The 16,072-nt window shown below is 69.8% G+C and carries 13 protein-coding genes; 10 read left to right on the top strand and 3 right to left on the bottom strand.

The window, feature by feature from the left end; translation table 11 throughout:
* Positions 1 to 90 precede the first annotated feature (90 nt).
* Both ACIA47_RS16605 and ACIA47_RS16610 read left to right on the top strand, forming a co-directional pair.
* Positions 91 to 567: a tetratricopeptide repeat protein gene (locus ACIA47_RS16605; protein WP_396708697.1), complete on the top strand. Its 477-nt coding sequence runs from the start codon at positions 91 to 93 to the stop codon at positions 565 to 567.
* Between the two features lie 127 nt (positions 568 to 694).
* Positions 695 to 964: a hypothetical protein gene (locus ACIA47_RS16610; protein WP_396708699.1), complete on the top strand. Its 270-nt coding sequence runs from the start codon at positions 695 to 697 to the stop codon at positions 962 to 964.
* 123 nt (positions 965 to 1,087) lie between these two features.
* On the opposite strand, the gene ACIA47_RS16615 is transcribed toward ACIA47_RS16610, so the two are convergent.
* A complete protein-coding gene (locus ACIA47_RS16615; RefSeq protein WP_396708701.1) occupies positions 1,088 to 2,443 on the bottom strand; it encodes a carbohydrate-binding protein in 1,356 nt (451 codons plus the stop codon).
* A gap of 252 nt (positions 2,444 to 2,695) precedes the next feature.
* On the opposite strand from ACIA47_RS16615, the gene ACIA47_RS16620 reads away from it, so the two are divergent.
* Both ACIA47_RS16620 and ACIA47_RS16625 read left to right on the top strand, forming a co-directional pair.
* Complete coding sequence (locus tag ACIA47_RS16620; protein ID WP_396708703.1) at positions 2,696 to 3,973, top strand: CehA/McbA family metallohydrolase; 1,278 nt, start codon at positions 2,696 to 2,698, stop codon at positions 3,971 to 3,973.
* A gap of 279 nt (positions 3,974 to 4,252) precedes the next feature.
* Positions 4,253 to 5,338, top strand: a complete 1,086-nt coding sequence (locus tag ACIA47_RS16625) for a branched-chain amino acid aminotransferase (RefSeq protein ID WP_396708705.1) — start codon at positions 4,253 to 4,255, stop codon at positions 5,336 to 5,338.
* A gap of 54 nt (positions 5,339 to 5,392) precedes the next feature.
* On the opposite strand, the gene ACIA47_RS16630 is transcribed toward ACIA47_RS16625, so the two are convergent.
* A complete protein-coding gene (locus tag ACIA47_RS16630; protein ID WP_396708707.1) occupies positions 5,393 to 6,622 on the bottom strand; it encodes a PucR family transcriptional regulator in 1,230 nt (409 codons plus the stop codon).
* Positions 6,623 to 7,208: 586 nt separating this feature from the next.
* On the opposite strand from ACIA47_RS16630, the gene ACIA47_RS16635 reads away from it, so the two are divergent.
* The 6 genes from ACIA47_RS16635 (at position 7,209) to ACIA47_RS16660 (ending at position 14,379) form a co-directional block, all read left to right on the top strand.
* On the top strand, positions 7,209 to 9,254 hold the full coding sequence (locus ACIA47_RS16635; protein WP_396708709.1) for a M6 family metalloprotease domain-containing protein: 2,046 nt from the start codon (positions 7,209 to 7,211) through the stop codon (positions 9,252 to 9,254).
* Positions 9,255 to 9,339: 85 nt separating this feature from the next.
* On the top strand, positions 9,340 to 9,774 hold the full coding sequence (locus ACIA47_RS16640; protein ID WP_396708711.1) for a hypothetical protein: 435 nt from the start codon (positions 9,340 to 9,342) through the stop codon (positions 9,772 to 9,774).
* Positions 9,771 to 10,349, top strand: coding sequence for a TlpA family protein disulfide reductase (locus ACIA47_RS16645; protein ID WP_396708713.1), 579 nt, complete (start codon positions 9,771 to 9,773; stop codon positions 10,347 to 10,349). Before ACIA47_RS16640 ends, ACIA47_RS16645 begins: the two co-directional genes overlap by 4 nt.
* Before the next feature lie 129 nt (positions 10,350 to 10,478).
* Complete coding sequence (locus tag ACIA47_RS16650) at positions 10,479 to 12,374, top strand: CocE/NonD family hydrolase (protein WP_396708715.1); 1,896 nt, start codon at positions 10,479 to 10,481, stop codon at positions 12,372 to 12,374.
* Between the two features lie 233 nt (positions 12,375 to 12,607).
* Complete coding sequence (locus ACIA47_RS16655; RefSeq protein ID WP_396708717.1) at positions 12,608 to 12,985, top strand: hypothetical protein; 378 nt, start codon at positions 12,608 to 12,610, stop codon at positions 12,983 to 12,985.
* Positions 12,982 to 14,379, top strand: coding sequence for a caspase family protein (locus ACIA47_RS16660; protein WP_396708719.1), 1,398 nt, complete (start codon positions 12,982 to 12,984; stop codon positions 14,377 to 14,379). Before ACIA47_RS16655 ends, ACIA47_RS16660 begins: the two co-directional genes overlap by 4 nt.
* Before the next feature lie 108 nt (positions 14,380 to 14,487).
* Here the strand turns inward: ACIA47_RS16660 and ACIA47_RS16665 are convergent, their stop codons facing one another.
* Entirely contained in the window at positions 14,488 to 15,573 is a 1,086-nt protein-coding gene (locus ACIA47_RS16665) for a hypothetical protein (RefSeq protein WP_396708721.1), read from the bottom strand.
* Between the last annotated feature and the right edge of the window lie 499 nt (positions 15,574 to 16,072).

A 16,072-nucleotide genomic window follows, 5' to 3' on the forward strand; every position in this document is an offset into this window, starting at 1 on the left:
ATCTCGCTTTTCCCTGCTCGCACACAAGTACCCTCGCGTAGCTGATGTTGGCGCAGAATGAGATCCATGCCCTCATCGCGAGATGAAGCTGTGCAGGAGCAGCCGTTGACCGCCGACGTGACGCTCGCCCGTATCAACGAAGGTGTGCAGCTGCATCATGGTCAGGGCCAGCGTGAGGCCGCACGTGACTTGTTCACGCAGATGTGGGACGAGAGCGGCGGGGAACGAGGCGATCCCTTGCACGTCTGCGTTCTCGCGCACTCGATGGCCGACGTGCAGGACGACGTCGAGCAGGAGTTGATCTGGGATCAACGCGCGCTGGCGGCGGCCGACCTGCTCACCGATGCCCGATTGGCGCGGGCCGGGGTGCCGATGTCGGTGGCAGCCCTGTATCCGTCGTTGCACCTCAGTCTGGCCGAGTGCTACCGCAAGCTCGGCGACCTCGACCGTGCCCGCGAATACCTCCAACGTGCACAGGCGGGGATCGGCGCCCTCGGCGATGACCAGTACGGACAGTTGATCGAGGATGCCCTGGATCGGCTGACTCAGCAGCTGGCCTCCAGTTAGACGCGGAAATCACTGGTGGCGCGGACACCTGATGGGCGGTGGAATCGGGCGGCACCGGCGAGGACGGCGGGGTGACATCCGGGATCTATGGGGAGCGGGCGGCCGGCGGTATGCGGACAATGGGGGAATGAAGCGAGATGTAAGCCTGATGCGGTTGACCGGGGCGCGGGCCAATGGCGCGGTGGCGACGGGCGCGGCGGCTACCGGGGCGCGGGCTGCGGGGGCGGCCTCGCTCGGCGCCCTCGCAGTGGGGGCGCTGGCCGTCGGGGCCGGGGCAGTCGGGGCGCTGGTCATCGGGCGGCTGGCGATCCGCCGGGCGGTGGTGCGGGAGCTGCGCGTCGGCCGGTTGGAGATCGACGAACTGGTGGTGCACAGTCGACCCACCGCTGAGGGATGACCTCCGGCGACCTCGAACCCTGAGCGTTCCCGCCGCAGCCTGGACAAGTCGCAGCGGGAGCGAAGCGTCGGGCCTACCGCCGGCCGGAGGACCGGCTGGCGGTAGGCCCGACGCCGTCACCCGTCAGCGGCCCTGCAGGCGCTTCACGTTGTCGCCGAAGGTCCAGCCCTTCGACCCGTCCCAGTTCGCCGACCAGGTCATCAGGCCCTTCAGGCCGGGCACGGAGTTCCAGGCCTGCGTGACCAACGACGTCGACATGTAGCCGCCGCCCGCCCCGGTCTGCGCCGGCAGGCCCGGGACCTGCTTGTCGTACGGCACCCGGATGGTGGTGCCCTGGATGGTGAGTCCGTTGTTCAGGCACTGCGTCTGCACCGTGAAGCCCTGCACAGTGCCCGCCGGGTACGAGTCGCCGGCGCAGCCGTACATGCTGCCGTTGTAGTACTGCATGTTCAGCCACCAGAGCCGGCCGTTGTCCACGTACTTCTTGATGATCGGCAGGTACGAGCCCCAGATCGAGCCGTAGACCACACTGCCGCCGGTGACGTAGGCCGTCTCCGGTGCCATGGTCAGGCCGAAGTTCGACGGCATCCGGGCCAGCACGCCGTCGATGATCCGGATCAGGTTGGCCTGCGACGTGGACAGGGTGTTGATGTTGCCGCTGCCGGTCAGGCCGGTCTCGATGTCGATGTCGATGCCGTCGAAATGGTAGGCCGTCAGGATCGGCACGATCGTCGCGATGAACCGGTCGGCGACAGCGGCGGAACTCAGGTCGATGCCCGCTGCGGCTCCGCCGATCGACATCAGGATGGTGGCGCCGGCCGCTTTGGCCTGGCACATCTCGGCCGGGGTGGCCACCTTCACGCCGGCGTCCATGCCGTTCTCCCAGAGGACCGTGCCGTCCGAGCGGATCACCGGGAACGCCGCGTTGATCACGTTGTAGCCGTGCTGGTTGAGCCGGCTGTCGGTGATCGGGATCCAGCCGAGGCCGGGGTGTACGCCGTTGGAGGCCCCGTCCCAGTTCTCCCAGTAGCCCTGCAACACCTTGCCGGTGGGCCGTGACTTCACCGCGCAGGTCCCACCGGTTGGCGGCGGCGTGGTGGGGGGAGGTGTGGTCGGTGGTGGCGTGGTGGGCGGCGGGGTCGTGGGTGGTGGCGTGGTGGGCGGCGGCGTGGTGGGCGGCGGCGTGGTTCCCGAGCACGCGCCGAGGTCACGCCAGAGCGATGGGGTCGAGGCGGGGTTCCAGCCGGCGCCGGGGTGCGCGGTGTGGGTGACTAGTGCCTGGTAGAGCCGGCCGCTGTAGGTGACCTGGGCGCCCGCCTGGTAGGTGGGGCCCTCGGTCCAGGTGGGGGCGGTGCAGGCGACCATCGGGACGGCGTTGGCCGACGGTACGGCCGCCATGCTGCTGGGGACGAAGGCGACGGCGGCCGTGACGGTCATCGCCGCCCCGGCTAGCACTGCGAAAATCCGACGGCTTCTCATGGCTCACTCCCCAGGCTTCGACGACCCGCGACCTCCACATATTGACGTTCGTGACGTTTAATATCAAGGGTTGTTTACAGATCGCGGGAAGTTGGGGAGTGGCCGACCGGCTGGTGGGGGAGAGTGGTCAGGTCGATGGCGTGCGACCGGGGATCCAGCGGCAGCACTCGATACCCGCTCACTCCGCGTACCGCACTGTTCGCCTGACAGACGAACGGTTGTGACGTCGCAGCCAGATTCATCAACATGTATATGACTATGACTGGACATCACCCACACCACTGCCATCACGACCACGGATCCGACGACGACGTGCCGTACGGCCAGGTTGAGATCCCCGCAGGCCTCGGCCGACGGGCGCTCCTGGCCGGTGCCGGCGGAACGCTGATGCTGGCCGCGCTACCGACCGCGGCCCGGGCGGCCAACACGACGATGGCCGGCGCCCCGACCGCGGCGGTCGGCGCCGCTCGGTCATCCCTGATCACCCAGGGCACGATGCTGGTCCACACAGACATGCACAACCACACGGTCATGTCGGACGGTGACGGCAGCGCCGAGGCCGCGTTCGCCTCGATGCGCGAGGCCGGTCTGGACGTCGCCGCGCTGACCGATCACGCCACCCTCTTCGCCATTGACGGGCTCAGCTCGTCCGAGTGGCGGACCACCGGTGAACTGGCCAACGCGGCCAACGACCCGGGTCAGTTCACCGCGATCCGCGGGTTCGAGTGGTCGCATCCGTTGCAGGGGCACATCAACGTCTGGAACACCTCCGACTTCGCCGATCTGTTGCGGGCCGGCAGCCCCGGCAGCCTGTACAACTGGCTCGCCGGCCGGCCCGGGGCTCTGGCGAGCTTCAACCACCCCGGTCGTGAGGCGGGCCGGTTCAACAACTTCTCCTTCAACGCCTCGGTCCGCGATCAGCTCGTGGGGCTGGAGATGTTCAACCGGACCGACGACTTCCTCTTCGAGGGCTGGTCGTCGGGTGCGACGTCACCGCTGGTGGCCTGCCTGAACGCCGGTTGGCGGCCGGCTCTGACCGGTGTCACCGACGAGCACGGCACCAGCTGGGGCTTCCACGAGGGTAAGGGCCGCAGCGGCCTGTGGGTCGCCGAGAACACCCGCGCGGCGGTGTTCGAGGCGATGGCCGCCCGCCGTTCCTTCGCCACGCGCGTCTCGGGCCTACGGGTGGACGCCACCGCCAACGGCGTACGCATGGGTGGGGTGCTGAACGTGACCTCCGGCGACATCCGGTTCCTGCTGGATCTGGACCGCGGCACGGCCTGGGACGGCAAGCCCCTGCGAATCCAGGTCCTCCGTCCCGGCACCTCGGCGCCGACCGTCGTCGACGTCATCGACACCGTCAACGGTCAGGTCACCGACTTCACCGTGCCGCTCAACGTCACCGACGGCGACTGGGTGGTGCTCCGAATCTCCGACCCGTCCCTGCCCAACGGCATCCCCGGCCCAGCCGGCCACCCGTGTAACGACTTCGCGGTGGCCTACACCAGCCCCTGGTGGCTCCGGCCCTGACCGGAGCGCCGGGGTTTCGGCCGAGACGATGAGGTAGCTTCCAACCCGGATAGACGGGATGAAGCACCCGGCCCACCACCTGACGAGGACGCTGTCGGCGGCCGCGGCGATCCATTCGTCACCCCGACTCACGGCCGCACCGTCCCTCCGAGTCGCCGCAGTCTGTCTACGATCGGCGACAATACGGTCGGTATTCTGCACCTGTCATCCGACAGCTTTCCTCTGTTCGTTCTCGGTGACCTGAGCGCCCAGGGATGCGGCCACTGAGAGGACCCGGCGATGAGCCTGTCGTTCCCGTTGCACCAGAATCCGAGCCCGGCGAGCGCGCAGCGGCGAGCCGAGATCCTGGCGAATCCGGGGTTCGGCACGTACTTCACCGACCACATGGCACGGGCGGTGTGGAGACCGGACGGCGGCTGGCAGGGCTCCGAAATCATCCCCTTCGGTCCGATCCTCATGCACCCGGCGGCGGCCGTACTGCACTACGCCCAGGAGATCTTTGAGGGGATGAAGGCGTACCGGCACAGTGACGGCTCGATCTGGTCGTTCCGGCCGCAGGCCAACGGCGAGCGCTTCGCCCGATCGGCCCGGCGGCTGGCACTGCCCGAACTGCCGGTGCCGGACTTCATGGCCTCGGTCGAGGGACTGGTCCGTGCCGATCAGGTGTGGGTGCCGGACGAGGACGAATACAGCGTCTATCTGCGGCCGTTCATGTTCGCGTCCGAGCCGTTCCTGGGGGTCCGCCCGGCGAAGGAGATCACCTACATGGTGATCGCCTGCCCGGTCGGCGCGTACTTCTCCGGTGGCGTCAAGCCGGTCTCCATCTGGCTCTCCACCGAGTACACCCGGGCGGCGCGGGGCGGCACGGGCGAGGCGAAGTGCGGTGGCAACTACGCCTCCAGCCTGGCGCCGATGGTCGAGGCCACCGAGCACGGCTGTGAGCAGGTCTGTTTCCTGGACGCCGCCGAGGGCCGCTACGTGGAGGAACTCGGCGGCATGAACCTCTACTTCATCACGGCCGACGGCCGGATCATCACCCCGGAACTCGGCACGATCCTCGAGGGCGTCACCCGGGGGTCGATCCTCATCCTTGCCAAGGATCTGGGCCTGGAGGTGGAGGAGCGTCCGGTGGAGATCCGGGAATGGCAGGAGGGCGTCGCCTCCGGCGCGATCGCCGAGGTCTTCGCGTGTGGCACCGGCGCGGTGGTCACGCCGGTCGGGCGCCTGGTCTGGGAGGGCGGCGAGGTGACGGCCCCGAAGGCCGGCGCCGAGGACTCGGTGACCATGCGGCTGCGCCGCCACCTGCTCGACATCCAGTACGGCCGGGCCGCCGACCCGTACGGCTGGATGACCCGCCTCGTCTGACGAGGAACGCCCGGGGCCGGCTGTCCGCGGTGGCACCACCGGCGGACGGCGGCGTCACGGCGTGCGGTAATGGCCGGTGAGCCGACCGAGCTTCATGGCCAGGTGCAGGCACAGCCGTTCGTTGCCGTCCTTGAGGTCGGTCCCGGCGAGCTGTTCCACCCGTTGCAGCCGGTAGTAGAGGGTCGTCCGGTGCAGTCGGAGCTTCTCGGCGGTCGCGTGCGCGTTGCCCGCCAGGTCAAGGTAGGCCTCCAGGGTCTCCAGCAGCACCTGGTGGGCATCGTCGCGCAGCAGCCGCTCCAGCCCGGGATGGACACCCGCGACGTCGAGCTGCTGGCTGTCCAGTTGGGACAGCACCCGGTAGATGCCCAGGCCGGCCCAGGAGACCACCCCGCCCAGCGCGGGCAGTTGCATGCCGACCCGGGCGGCCTGCGCGGCCTCCTGGTAGGACTTCACGGCGCAGGACAGCTCTCCCCGAGGCTGGCCGATCCCGGTAACCGTCCGACCCACCGAGGCCAGGCCCCGGGTCGCGGTGCCCAGCGCCTCGTTGAGGTGCCCGGCGGAGGCTTCCGGTGAGGGGCGGCCGGCGACCCGGTCGCCGCAGACCAGCAGCACGCCGTGGTCGTGCCAGACCAGGTGCAGCGTCTCCCGCACGCCGATCCACCGGCGGGTGCTGACCAGGGCCTGTTCCAGGGCGATCCGGGCCACCTCGTCGGGCTGCCGCCCGGCGGCCGGCACGAGCTGGGCGACGAGCGCGACTGTCGACCCGTCGGCGACCACCACGCCCTCCTCCAGCAGCGCCCGCGCCGCGTGCTCGCGCGCCTGCCGGCTCTCCACCAGCAGGGTGCGGGTGGCCTCGGTCTCCCGCTGTGAGGCGAGCTCACCGAGCAGGTTCTCCCGGTACAGAGCCAACGACAGGTCGCTGAAGGGGCCGGTCGCGGTGGCGATGTCGGCGTCGGTCATCGAACCGTCCGCGTCGATGAACCAGACGAACCCGAGCAACAGGTCGTCGTGCCGGATCGGCACGCAGACCCTCGCCAGCAGGTCCAGCTCGGCGCACGCGGGGGTGCGGACCGGCGCGTGCGCCGTGAGCACGCCCTTGTCTCGGAACCAGGCGATCACCTCCGGCGTCGTCTGCCGGCGCAGAATCGACGTCCGGCGGACGTCGTCCATCGGGCCGTCGTGCTCGCTGTAGGCGACCACCCGCTGTCGCCGGTCCTCGATGAGGGCGGGTCGCCCCACCCGGGCGGCGACGGCGTCGACGATTCGCTGGAGCTCACCGTGCATATGACTCCCCAGGTTGCGCTGCGTGACAGGGATCGCGCGACCGCCAGTCCTTACCCTCCGGTGCCGGTGGGCCATCGCGCAAGGTCCACTGTCGAAGTCACGACAAAAAGACGGACGGCGTCGCGACGGTTCCGGCATCTGTCCGAAGACCGGGGAGACAGACGTTCCTAGGTTTCCGGTACGGACCGCACCAGCGCCGCCGCGCACGGTGCGGGTGTGATGACGAGCGGTGTCGGTGGGGAGAGGATTGCCAGAATCTGGGAAGCTGCCTGTTCCCACCTACCGACTTGGGCGTCTGATCATGGTGGGTGAGCCGTTGATCGGTATGGCGTCGGGCAAGGGCCAGGTTGTGGTGTATGCCTGCGTGTCGTCGGCCGACCAGGAGACGGACCTCGACCGGCAGGCTGATCCGCCGGTGGGCGCCGGTCATTCAGGTGTCGGAAGTCGCCGGCCTACCTGCCGACATCTGCACAGTGACCGGCACCGGCCCGTGCTCCTAGATTCGCTGCGCGGTCTGCTGACAGATGTTCCGCGACACCCCCACCGGGACGCCAGCGCCGCGTTCCCTCCGACGAGAGGTGGTTCCGTGCACCGTGCTACCCCCCACCGCACCCGGCTGAGGCGGGCCGTGCTGGCCGCAGCCGTGGTGACCACGCTCGTGGCGACCGGCGCGGCGCAGGCCGCTGCGGCCCCGGCCAACCCGGCCGGCGGCACCGCGCCGTTCCAGGTCCTCGACCCGCAGGCCTGGCAGAACCCGGACACGATGACCTGGAACGACTACAAGGCCGTGCCCGGCAAGAACTGGGCCGACCCGAGCGTGTCCGGCTCGGTCCGCAACTTCAAGATCGCCCTGGTGGCGCTCGACTATCCTGACGAGACGTTCGCGGTCTCCCAGCGGGCCCGCTCGACGGTCTTCGGCAACCCCCAGTCCGTCGCGACCAACATTCCCCGGGCGGACGTGCCGAAGTTCTACCAGGACTTCCTGAACAGCCCGAACACCCTCAACAAGGGCCACACCCTGCACGAGTACTGGATGCAGGACTCCAACGGCCGCTACGGCGTCGACCTCACCGGGTTCGGGCCGTACCAGATGCCGGCCAAGTCCTACCAGTACGGGCTGGACAACGGCTTCAACCCGGGCGCCTGCCCGAGCGGGGACGTGTGCGGCAAGAACATCCGTACCGACGGCCTGGGTGCCTGGCGGGCGGCCGTCGGCGAGGAGGTCGCCAACCAGTACGAGTTGGTGTTCATCCTCAGCGCCGGTCAGGACGAGTCGTCGACCTGGCAGGAGTTCGGGCAGATGATCTTCCAGAACAAGGAGGACGTGCCGGATGCCTGGGGCCCGCCGGACCCCAACCTGCCGAACTGGGCGAAGACCCGCTACGTGGACTGGACCTCGTGGAAGGCGGCGGCGACACTGTGGCCGAACGCCGGCGGCGGTTCCTCGACGCAGGGGGAGAGCTCCGGCATGGGCGTCTACGCCCACGAGCTGACGCATCTGCTGGGCATCGGCGACAACTACAACAACCCGTACGGCGAGCCGCTGCGCAGGGCGTACACCGGGATCTGGAGCATGATGTCGCGCGGGTCGTTCAACGGCCCGGGTGGTCCGCACACCCGCTGGCAGATCCCGCCCACCAACGGCGGCTCGATGGGCTCCCTGCACACCGTGCGGGACAAGCTCAAGATCGGCCTGCTCGGTGAGGAGCACGTGCTGCGGCTGTCGCGGGAGTCGCTGGCGTCCTCGGGCCTGGTGGTCGCGCAGGTCACGGCCCGGGCGGTCGACGCCGGCCAGAAGGGCCTGAGCGGTGTGAACATCGCGCTGAACAAGGACCTGTCGCCGGCGTGTGGTGTCACCACCGACCCGTTGTGCGACGGTGGCAACTTCAACAACTACACAGTCGAGGTCGTCGACCGGATGGGCGCGGACTCCTTCACCCCCGACAGCGGCGTGCTGCTCAGCAAGACGAAGAACGCCGACAGCGCGCCGTTTCAGTGGGTGGTGGACGCCAACCCGCAGGACATCGACATGATCGACTTCTACCGCCCCGACGGCACCCCGCAGAAGATCACCATGGGTGACTACCGGCAGCTCTCCGACGCGCTGTTCCACGCCGGCGCGGACACCGGCAGCCAGTACGAGTACGTCGACGAGGCCAACCGACTGCACTTCTACATCATCGACCTCAAGCGGGACTCAGCCGGCTCGCTCTCCTACACCGTGGCGGTGCGTTCGCTCGACGGCACCGGCGGGCCGAGCACTCACGGCGTGCTACTGGGCAAGGGCGAGGTGAACGGCGGTGGCAAGCCGACCAACCGCGGGGTGACCTGCTCGTTCGAGCTGACCAACACCGGTTCCTACTCGGCCGGCGGGCAGCAGCACCCGGAGGACGTCAGCGCGTACCTGAAGTCGGACGTCTACCGCCTGTCGGCGGAGGTGGCCGGCAAGGGCTGGCGGACCTGGCTGCCCAGCCAGCTCGCCACCGCGCAGTTCGGCAAGGCCACCACGGTCAAGGTGTCGGTGGGTGCCACCGCCGCCGCCGCGAACACCGGTTTCGTGAAGCTCACCGCGACCTCGGAGAGCGACCCGACGAAGACGGTGACCAAGCAGTGCCGGGTCGAGAAGTCCTGACCGACGCCCGAGGTTGACCCCGTTCCTGCCGGGTCCGCGGCGGTAGGCCGCCACGGACCCGGCAGGCGGACGGAAGGAGGATGAGGTGCGGCGAAGCATCACGACGCTGCTGCCCCTGCTGCTGGCCGGCGCGACCGGCTGCGGCACCGTCGGCGCCGCCCAGGAGGCGGTCGATCCGACGACCGTCCGGGTCCTGGTTCGCGACATCAACATCCGCGCCGCGGGCGTGGACTGCGCCGGCACCGGTCCGTACCAGCACTTCCACAACCGGGCGCCGTTCCGCGTGCTCGACCCGGACGGAGCCGCGCTGACCAGCGGGCAGCTGCCGGCGGGGACCGCGGTGGCCGCCTTCGCCGAGGATCTGGGGGTCGAGCGCCTGCCCACCTACTGCGAGTTTGCCGTCGGAGTGCGCGTGCCGAAGCGGACCTCCTATCGGCTGGAGGTGGACGGCCACCCGGCGCTCGACCTGACGCCGGACAGCAGCGAGGGCCCGGCGCTGGTGGCGGTGGTCCCGTCATGAGGCGGGCACTCCTGCCGCTGTTGCTGGCGGCGGCGCTGCTGGGCGGATGCAGCACACCCGAGCCCGCGCCCACGCCGGCGCCCGCCGGAGGGGCGGCGGCGCTGCCCGGACCGGTCCCCGCCGACCTGGCGTTGCGCCCGGCGCCCGGCACCGCCCCGGCCGCCCCGGCATTCACCGGCGCGCTGACCGACGGCACACCGTTCGCCGCCGCCGAGCTGTGGGCGCAGCGTCCCGTCGTGCTCACCTTCTTCAACTCCTGGTGCACCACCTGCGCCAGCAGCCAGGCCGCTCTCAGCGAGCTGGCGCGCAGCTATCGGGACCGGGTGGTCTTCGTCGGCGTGGCCGGCGCGGACCAGGCCGACGAGGTCCAGGACTACCTCCGCGCTCACCGGGTGGAGTACCCGGTCGTCCTAGACGACCAGCAGACGATCTGGCGTTCGTACGCGGTGCGGGAGCCGCCGGCCGTCGTGCTGGTGGCCAAGGGTGGCGCCCTGCTCCGCGGCTGGCCGGGTGGGCTGGATGCCCCGACACTCGACCGGCGGCTGCGGGAGCTGGTGCTTGCCGACCAGCCGTAGTCCCGTCGCCCAGGCACCTCGGTGCCGCACCCCGTCGAACCACACCCGGTGAAGTTCCTACACGTGCAGGTGGTGGCGCAGGCCACCGACTCGTAGCGTACGCAGCCTCGGACACATCAAGGAGAATGCATGCCTACAGTGGGAACGCGCTGGCGCGCAGGCGTGGCCGTACTGTCCGCGACTGTGCTCGCCGCCCTCGGCGCGGCGCCGCAGGCGCTGGCGGCGGACGGCCCGCCGTCGATCGTCGTCCAGGACGGCGTCACCCAGCCGGTGTTCGGCTACGCCGACGCCATCAGGGAACGCCTGTTCATCGACTCCACCTTCGACAGCGACAACGACGGTCTGCGCGACATCATCGCGTTCGACCTGATGCGGCCGGCGGCCACCGCGCTGGGGCTCAAGGCCCCCGTGGTGATGGACGCCAGCCCCTACTACTCGACGGTCTGCCGAGGCAACGAGTCCGAATGTAAGGCGGACCTCGACGGCGACGGGCTGCTCGACAAGTGGCCGCTGTTCTACGACAACTACTTCGTGCCGCGCGGCTACGCGGTCATCCTGCTGGACATGGTCGGCACCAACAACTCCACCGGCTGCCCGACCACCAACGCCAACCAGGACAACCTGAGCGCCAAGCAGGCCATCAACTGGCTCAACGGCCGGGCCACCGCCCGCAACGCCGCCGGTGAGGTCGTCAAGGCGGACTGGCACAACGGCAAGACGGGGATGATCGGCAAGTCGTACGACGGCTCGCTGGCAATGGCCACGGCGGTAACCGGCGTGAAGGGCCTGACCACCGTCGTGCCCATCAGTGGACCGACCGAGTACTACGACTACGTACGCAGCAACGGGGTGGTCACCCGTGGCAACAGCTACGTGGCGTCGCTGGCCAACACGGTCACCAACCCCGAGCGCCGGGAATACTGCAAGCCGGTGCGCGACGCGATAGGCGCCGCCGACGGCGACGAGCACGGCGACTACACGGCCTTCTGGAACGAGCGCAGCTACGTCAAGAAGGTCCCCAACGTCACCGCCAGCGTGCTGCTCTACCACGGCCTCAACGACGACAACGTCCGACCGGACCACTTCAGCAAGTTCTGGTACGCCCTGGCGGAGAACAACGTGCCGCGCAAGCTGTGGCTGTCCCAGGAGGGCCACGTCGACCCGTTCGACTCGCGCCGCGCGGTGTGGGTGTCGACGCTGCACCGGTGGTTCGACTTCTGGCTGCAAGGCGTCACCAACGGCATCATGGACGAGCCGCGGGTGGACCTGGAGCGCTCCGCCGACGTGTGGGAAACCCACGCCGACTGGCCGATCCCCGGCAAGGCGGACACGGAGGTGTTCCTGCAGCCCGGCACCACCGGTGCGGGCGGTCTCGGGCTGGTGCCGACCGCGAAGCCGGCGACCGGCGCGTTCCAGGACAGCCGCACGCAGAGCCAGAACACCATGATCCTCAACCCGGACGTGGTGCAGCCCAACCGGCTGGCCTTCCTCTCCGCGCCACTCTCCGCGCCGCTGCACATCTCCGGCACACCCACAGTGCAACTGCGGGCCTCCGCCGACCAGACCGACACCAACCTCGGGGCGGTACTGGTCGACTACGGCACCGACGAGCGGGTCGCGCACCGGGCTTCCGGCGAGGGGATCATCACCCTGACCACTGAGGACTGCTGGGGCCAGAACAGCCCGACCGACGACGGTTGCTACAAGCAGACCACGAAGCGGGTGGCCACGGCCGACTACGAGCTGGTCACCAAGGGCATCATGGACGCCCAGAACCGGCAGTCGATCCGCGTCGCCGTGCCGCTGGTGCAGGGGGAGTCGTACAACTTCAGCTTCCCGCTGCTGCCGGAGGACTATGTCTTCAAGCCCGGCCACCGCATCGGCGTGATCATCGTGGCCAGCTACCCGCAGTACTCCAGCCAGGCGGACACCACCGCAGCGAATCTGCAGGTAGCGCTGAAGAGCAGCAACATCGTCCTACCCGTGGTCGGCGGTACCGCCGCCGCGCACGCCGCCGGCCTCTGACCGGCTGACCGGCGGGCCGCCACGCACGGCTCGTCACCGGGACGGCCCGGCGATCAACCCTCCGCGGAGGGTCGACGTTCGCCGGGCCGTCCCGCTGCCGACACCTGGCCAAACTCGCCGTGGACCACTCGCCGCCGCGAGGCGGTGCGCACCGGCGTAGTCGTTGCCCCGCGCCTGGGTGCTCCCCGAGTATCGTGGTCGATGTCCGCCGCTGGGCGCTGAGGGGAGTGATGTTGCGGGTACGGATCCTCACCGATGGTCCTGGTGAGCTCAACGCCCTGTATGGCTGGCTGCGGTCCGACGCGACACTGGCGCGGGTGGCCGACGTGCGGCCCGCCCCGCCGCCTCCGGGCAGTATGGGCGCCCTCGACGTGGTGGACGTGGTCCTGACCCATGTGACCGCGATGTCCAGCCTCGGGTTGGCGGTGCTGGCCTGGCGGCAGAGCCGGCCCCGGCCCCCCTCCATCACCGTCGTCCGGGCCGACGGGGTCCGCCTGACCGTCGACGACTCGTCACAGTTCACCGCCGAGATGATCAGCGCGTTCCTCGCGGCGCGCGACACGGCCAGCGGTGACGGCCCTGACGAGGGCGACTACCCGCCGTCGCCATGACAGCTGGCCTGCCCGATCCGGCGGGGTCCCGGGCCGTCCTGATCGGAGTGTCACGGTACCGGTCGCTGCCCGGCATCCCGGCGGTCGAGCGCAATGTGCGCGGCTTGGCCGCCCTGCTGACCGACCCGGACCTCTGGGGCCTGCCGCCCGAGCACTGCCGCATGGTCATCGACCCCACCTCCGGCGAGGAGGTGCTCAGGGCCGTGCACGAGGCGTCCCTGGCCGCGACCGAGGCGCTGGTGGTGTACTTCGCCGGTCATGGCCTGCTCGACGACATCGCCGAGTTGTACCTGGCGCTGCCCGAGGCCAGTCGGGAGCGGCTATGGGGTGCGGTCCGCTTCGCCGACGTCCGCCGCGAGATGATCACCGCCGCCCGGGGCTGCCGCGCGAAGGTGGTGCTGCTCGACTGCTGTTACAGCGGGCGGGCGATGTCCGGATTCATGTCGGGACCGGGTCAACTGGCCGACCAGGCTGTCGTCGACGGCGCCTACTTGATGACCGCGACCGCCGAGAACATGCCGGCGATCGCTGCGGTCGGCGCCGAGTACACCGCCTTCACCGGCGCGCTGGTGCAAACGCTACGAGACGGCGTACCGGGCGGGCCCAGGCTGCTGGACATGGACACCCTGTTCACCGAGGTCGACCAACACCTGCACGCGCGGAACCATCCACGGCCGCAGCGCCGCAGCCGCAACGACGGGCACCGCATCGCCATCGCCCGCAACCGCGCCGCTGCGACCCCGCCGGGCGGCACCCCGGACGAGGGGCGAGCCGGGAAACCGGCACCGCCCGAGCGTGGCTCCTCCCCAGGGCGCCGGTGGACGCCCCGGCGGTCGGTGTGGGCGGGTGCCGTGGGTTCACTCCTGTTGCTCCTCGCGATCATCGGGTGGCGGGCCGACCTGCTGGGCGGCGACCCGAGGTCCCCCGAGGGTCGGAGCACGACCCAGAGCCCCGGCGCGTCCACCACCCCGACCGACCCCACCCCGTCCGGCCTCACTCCGTCCGTTACCGGCGCGCCGGCGGCCACCGTGTCACCCGCACCGGCGCGGGGCGGCCCGCCCGTCGTGATCGCCTTGTCGGAGGACCCTGACGACCGCGACAAGCCCGCAACGGGCAGCACCCCCGACGGGTCGATCCGCATCGGCGTCTTCGGCTGGCAAACCACCGACCAGCAACTCAGCTTTTCGGTGGTGACCGACGAGCGCAGTTGCAGGGTCAGCGTCGCGACGGTCGGCCAGTCCCTCGTGCTTCCGGAGTCGGCCGGCGGCTGGGTCAGGATCGTCGTGGACGACGTGCGGTCCAAGGTCATTAAGAACGAAGTCGTCCTTCGTGGGCTTCTCTCGGTGTCCCGCGGCGTGGGTGCGCCCCCCAGGAACAACATCACCTGTAGCTAGGTCCGCGTGGCGGGATCTGACCGCGAGCGACCACACCGCGCAGACGTACCAGCTGCCCTTGACCGCGCCGGCAGCAACGGAGACCGCCACCGCCGGCGCGGCCCGACGTCAGAGCCGGGAGGTGAAGGTGGCCAGGAAGCGGTGCGGGATGACGACGCCGGCGTTGTCGAAGCAGATGACGTCGACGTCGGCGTTGGTGGTGTATGTCCAGGGTTGGGTGAGGTGGCAGTAGTTGCTACCGGTGCCCTGCGCCACCACCTGGGCGTGCGTCTCCTTGAGGCCGACCTGCGGGAAGGTCGCCAGGTAGCGGCCGGCGGGCGCCAGCGGTGCCACAGTGTTCGCACCGACACCGAGCACCGAGTTGTCGTTGGTCGGCCCGCCGACGGCGGTACCCAGGTAACCGAAGTACGAGGGCGGGCCGAGGGAGCCGATCACCGGCCGCCGACGGTGGTACGAGAGGACGAAGTCGGTGTTGATGAACGCGCCTGCCTGGTCGTAGCAGAAGACGTACACCTGGACACCGGTGCCGACCGCGCTCCAGGAGTTGACCTTGCAGCGGCGGGGGCCGGCGTTCGGCTGCACGGCGGTGACCTGCACGTTGCCGGCGAGCAGCCCGGCCAATCCCACCCCGGGCAGCCGCACCAGGTACTGCCCGACGCCCAGCGGCCCGACCGTGTTCACCACGCCTGTCGAGTTGTACGACTGCACCACCAGGCCGCTGCTCCACTGCACGTACGCGTGTGCGGTGCCGGCCGGCAGCACGCCCGAGCTGGTCGTCCAGAGCACTGTGAACGGAGTGTCATCGCGCGTGCCGCCCGGCTTGTGGCACTGCACGTCCACGATCTCGTCGGCGCCGGACTGGAACCAGCGAACCACCTCGCAGTAGTGACCGGTCCGGTTCACCGGGGTCACGTGCGGCACACCCCGTGAGCTGGCGCCTATCTGCGGGAAGCGGACCTGGAACCGGCCGGGTGCGAGCTTGATGCCGTCGGCCCAGGCGGCCGGGAACGCGGTCTTCCAGCTACCCCATTGCCGGCTGGTGTCCAGCACGGTCCAGGCCGGCACGGTGGGGTCCTTGACGTACGCGAAGCCCCAGCGGTCGGCGGTGGCCGCCGCGGCCGGCGTCGGCGGCGCGAGTGCGCCGACGGCCAGGACGGCGGCCAGTGCCGTGGTGACTAACGATCGGAGACGCATCTGTTCCTCCAGTCGACGGGAACATGTCGGAGAGGAGTGTGCTCGTAGTGATCCGATGGTCACAGTCGGCTACATCGTGTTCTGGTGTCGGCTGTCCGCTACCCGTGACCGAACTTCTGAGCAGTGTCTCGACATCAGTGCGTGGGAGAGGTGGCCGCTGGAAACTCGAAGGTAGTTGGCGTGCCACATCTGGAATGCCTTCGCTGACAGCGCAGCGGAGGGGCAGCTTCGGGCTGTCCACCCCGAACCGGTGCTGCTCGCCGTTCGCCATCGGCCCGGAGGGTTCCCCGGCTCGTTCTCCTGCACCCCGGAAGGTGTGAGCCGTAGGCCCACGGATGATCAGCCGACGGGGTCGGTGTCCCGCCACGCCGCGGGTGGCCGCGCGGAAGACGTCAGACGGGAGTGCCGGGCCTCGACACCAGGCTGATGGCCGCAGCCGGCGCCAGCGCCCCGCCACCTGCTGCACGTGCTGTCGGTCCAGCAGGTCGTCCGGGCCAAA

Origin of the sequence: Micromonospora sp. NPDC051227 (genome assembly GCF_044455385.1) — a bacterium.
GTDB lineage: Bacteria > Actinomycetota > Actinomycetes > Mycobacteriales > Micromonosporaceae > Micromonospora.

What these genes read in the sequence shown, in the direction of transcription:
- ACIA47_RS16620 (WP_396708703.1), top strand. Translation starts at nt 2,696, where the DNA reads ATGACTATGACTGGACATCACCCACACCACTGCCATCACGACCACGGA.
- ACIA47_RS16660 (WP_396708719.1), top strand. Translation starts at nt 12,982, where the DNA reads ATGACAGCTGGCCTGCCCGATCCGGCGGGGTCCCGGGCCGTCCTGATC.
- ACIA47_RS16630 (WP_396708707.1), bottom strand. Translation starts at nt 6,622, where the DNA reads ATGCACGGTGAGCTCCAGCGAATCGTCGACGCCGTCGCCGCCCGGGTG.
- ACIA47_RS16665 (WP_396708721.1), bottom strand. Translation starts at nt 15,573, where the DNA reads ATGCGTCTCCGATCGTTAGTCACCACGGCACTGGCCGCCGTCCTGGCC.
- ACIA47_RS16610 (WP_396708699.1), top strand. Translation starts at nt 695, where the DNA reads ATGAAGCGAGATGTAAGCCTGATGCGGTTGACCGGGGCGCGGGCCAAT.
- ACIA47_RS16650 (WP_396708715.1), top strand. Translation starts at nt 10,479, where the DNA reads ATGCCTACAGTGGGAACGCGCTGGCGCGCAGGCGTGGCCGTACTGTCC.
- ACIA47_RS16615 (WP_396708701.1), bottom strand. Translation starts at nt 2,443, where the DNA reads ATGAGAAGCCGTCGGATTTTCGCAGTGCTAGCCGGGGCGGCGATGACC.
- ACIA47_RS16625 (WP_396708705.1), top strand. Translation starts at nt 4,253, where the DNA reads ATGAGCCTGTCGTTCCCGTTGCACCAGAATCCGAGCCCGGCGAGCGCG.
- ACIA47_RS16645 (WP_396708713.1), top strand. Translation starts at nt 9,771, where the DNA reads ATGAGGCGGGCACTCCTGCCGCTGTTGCTGGCGGCGGCGCTGCTGGGC.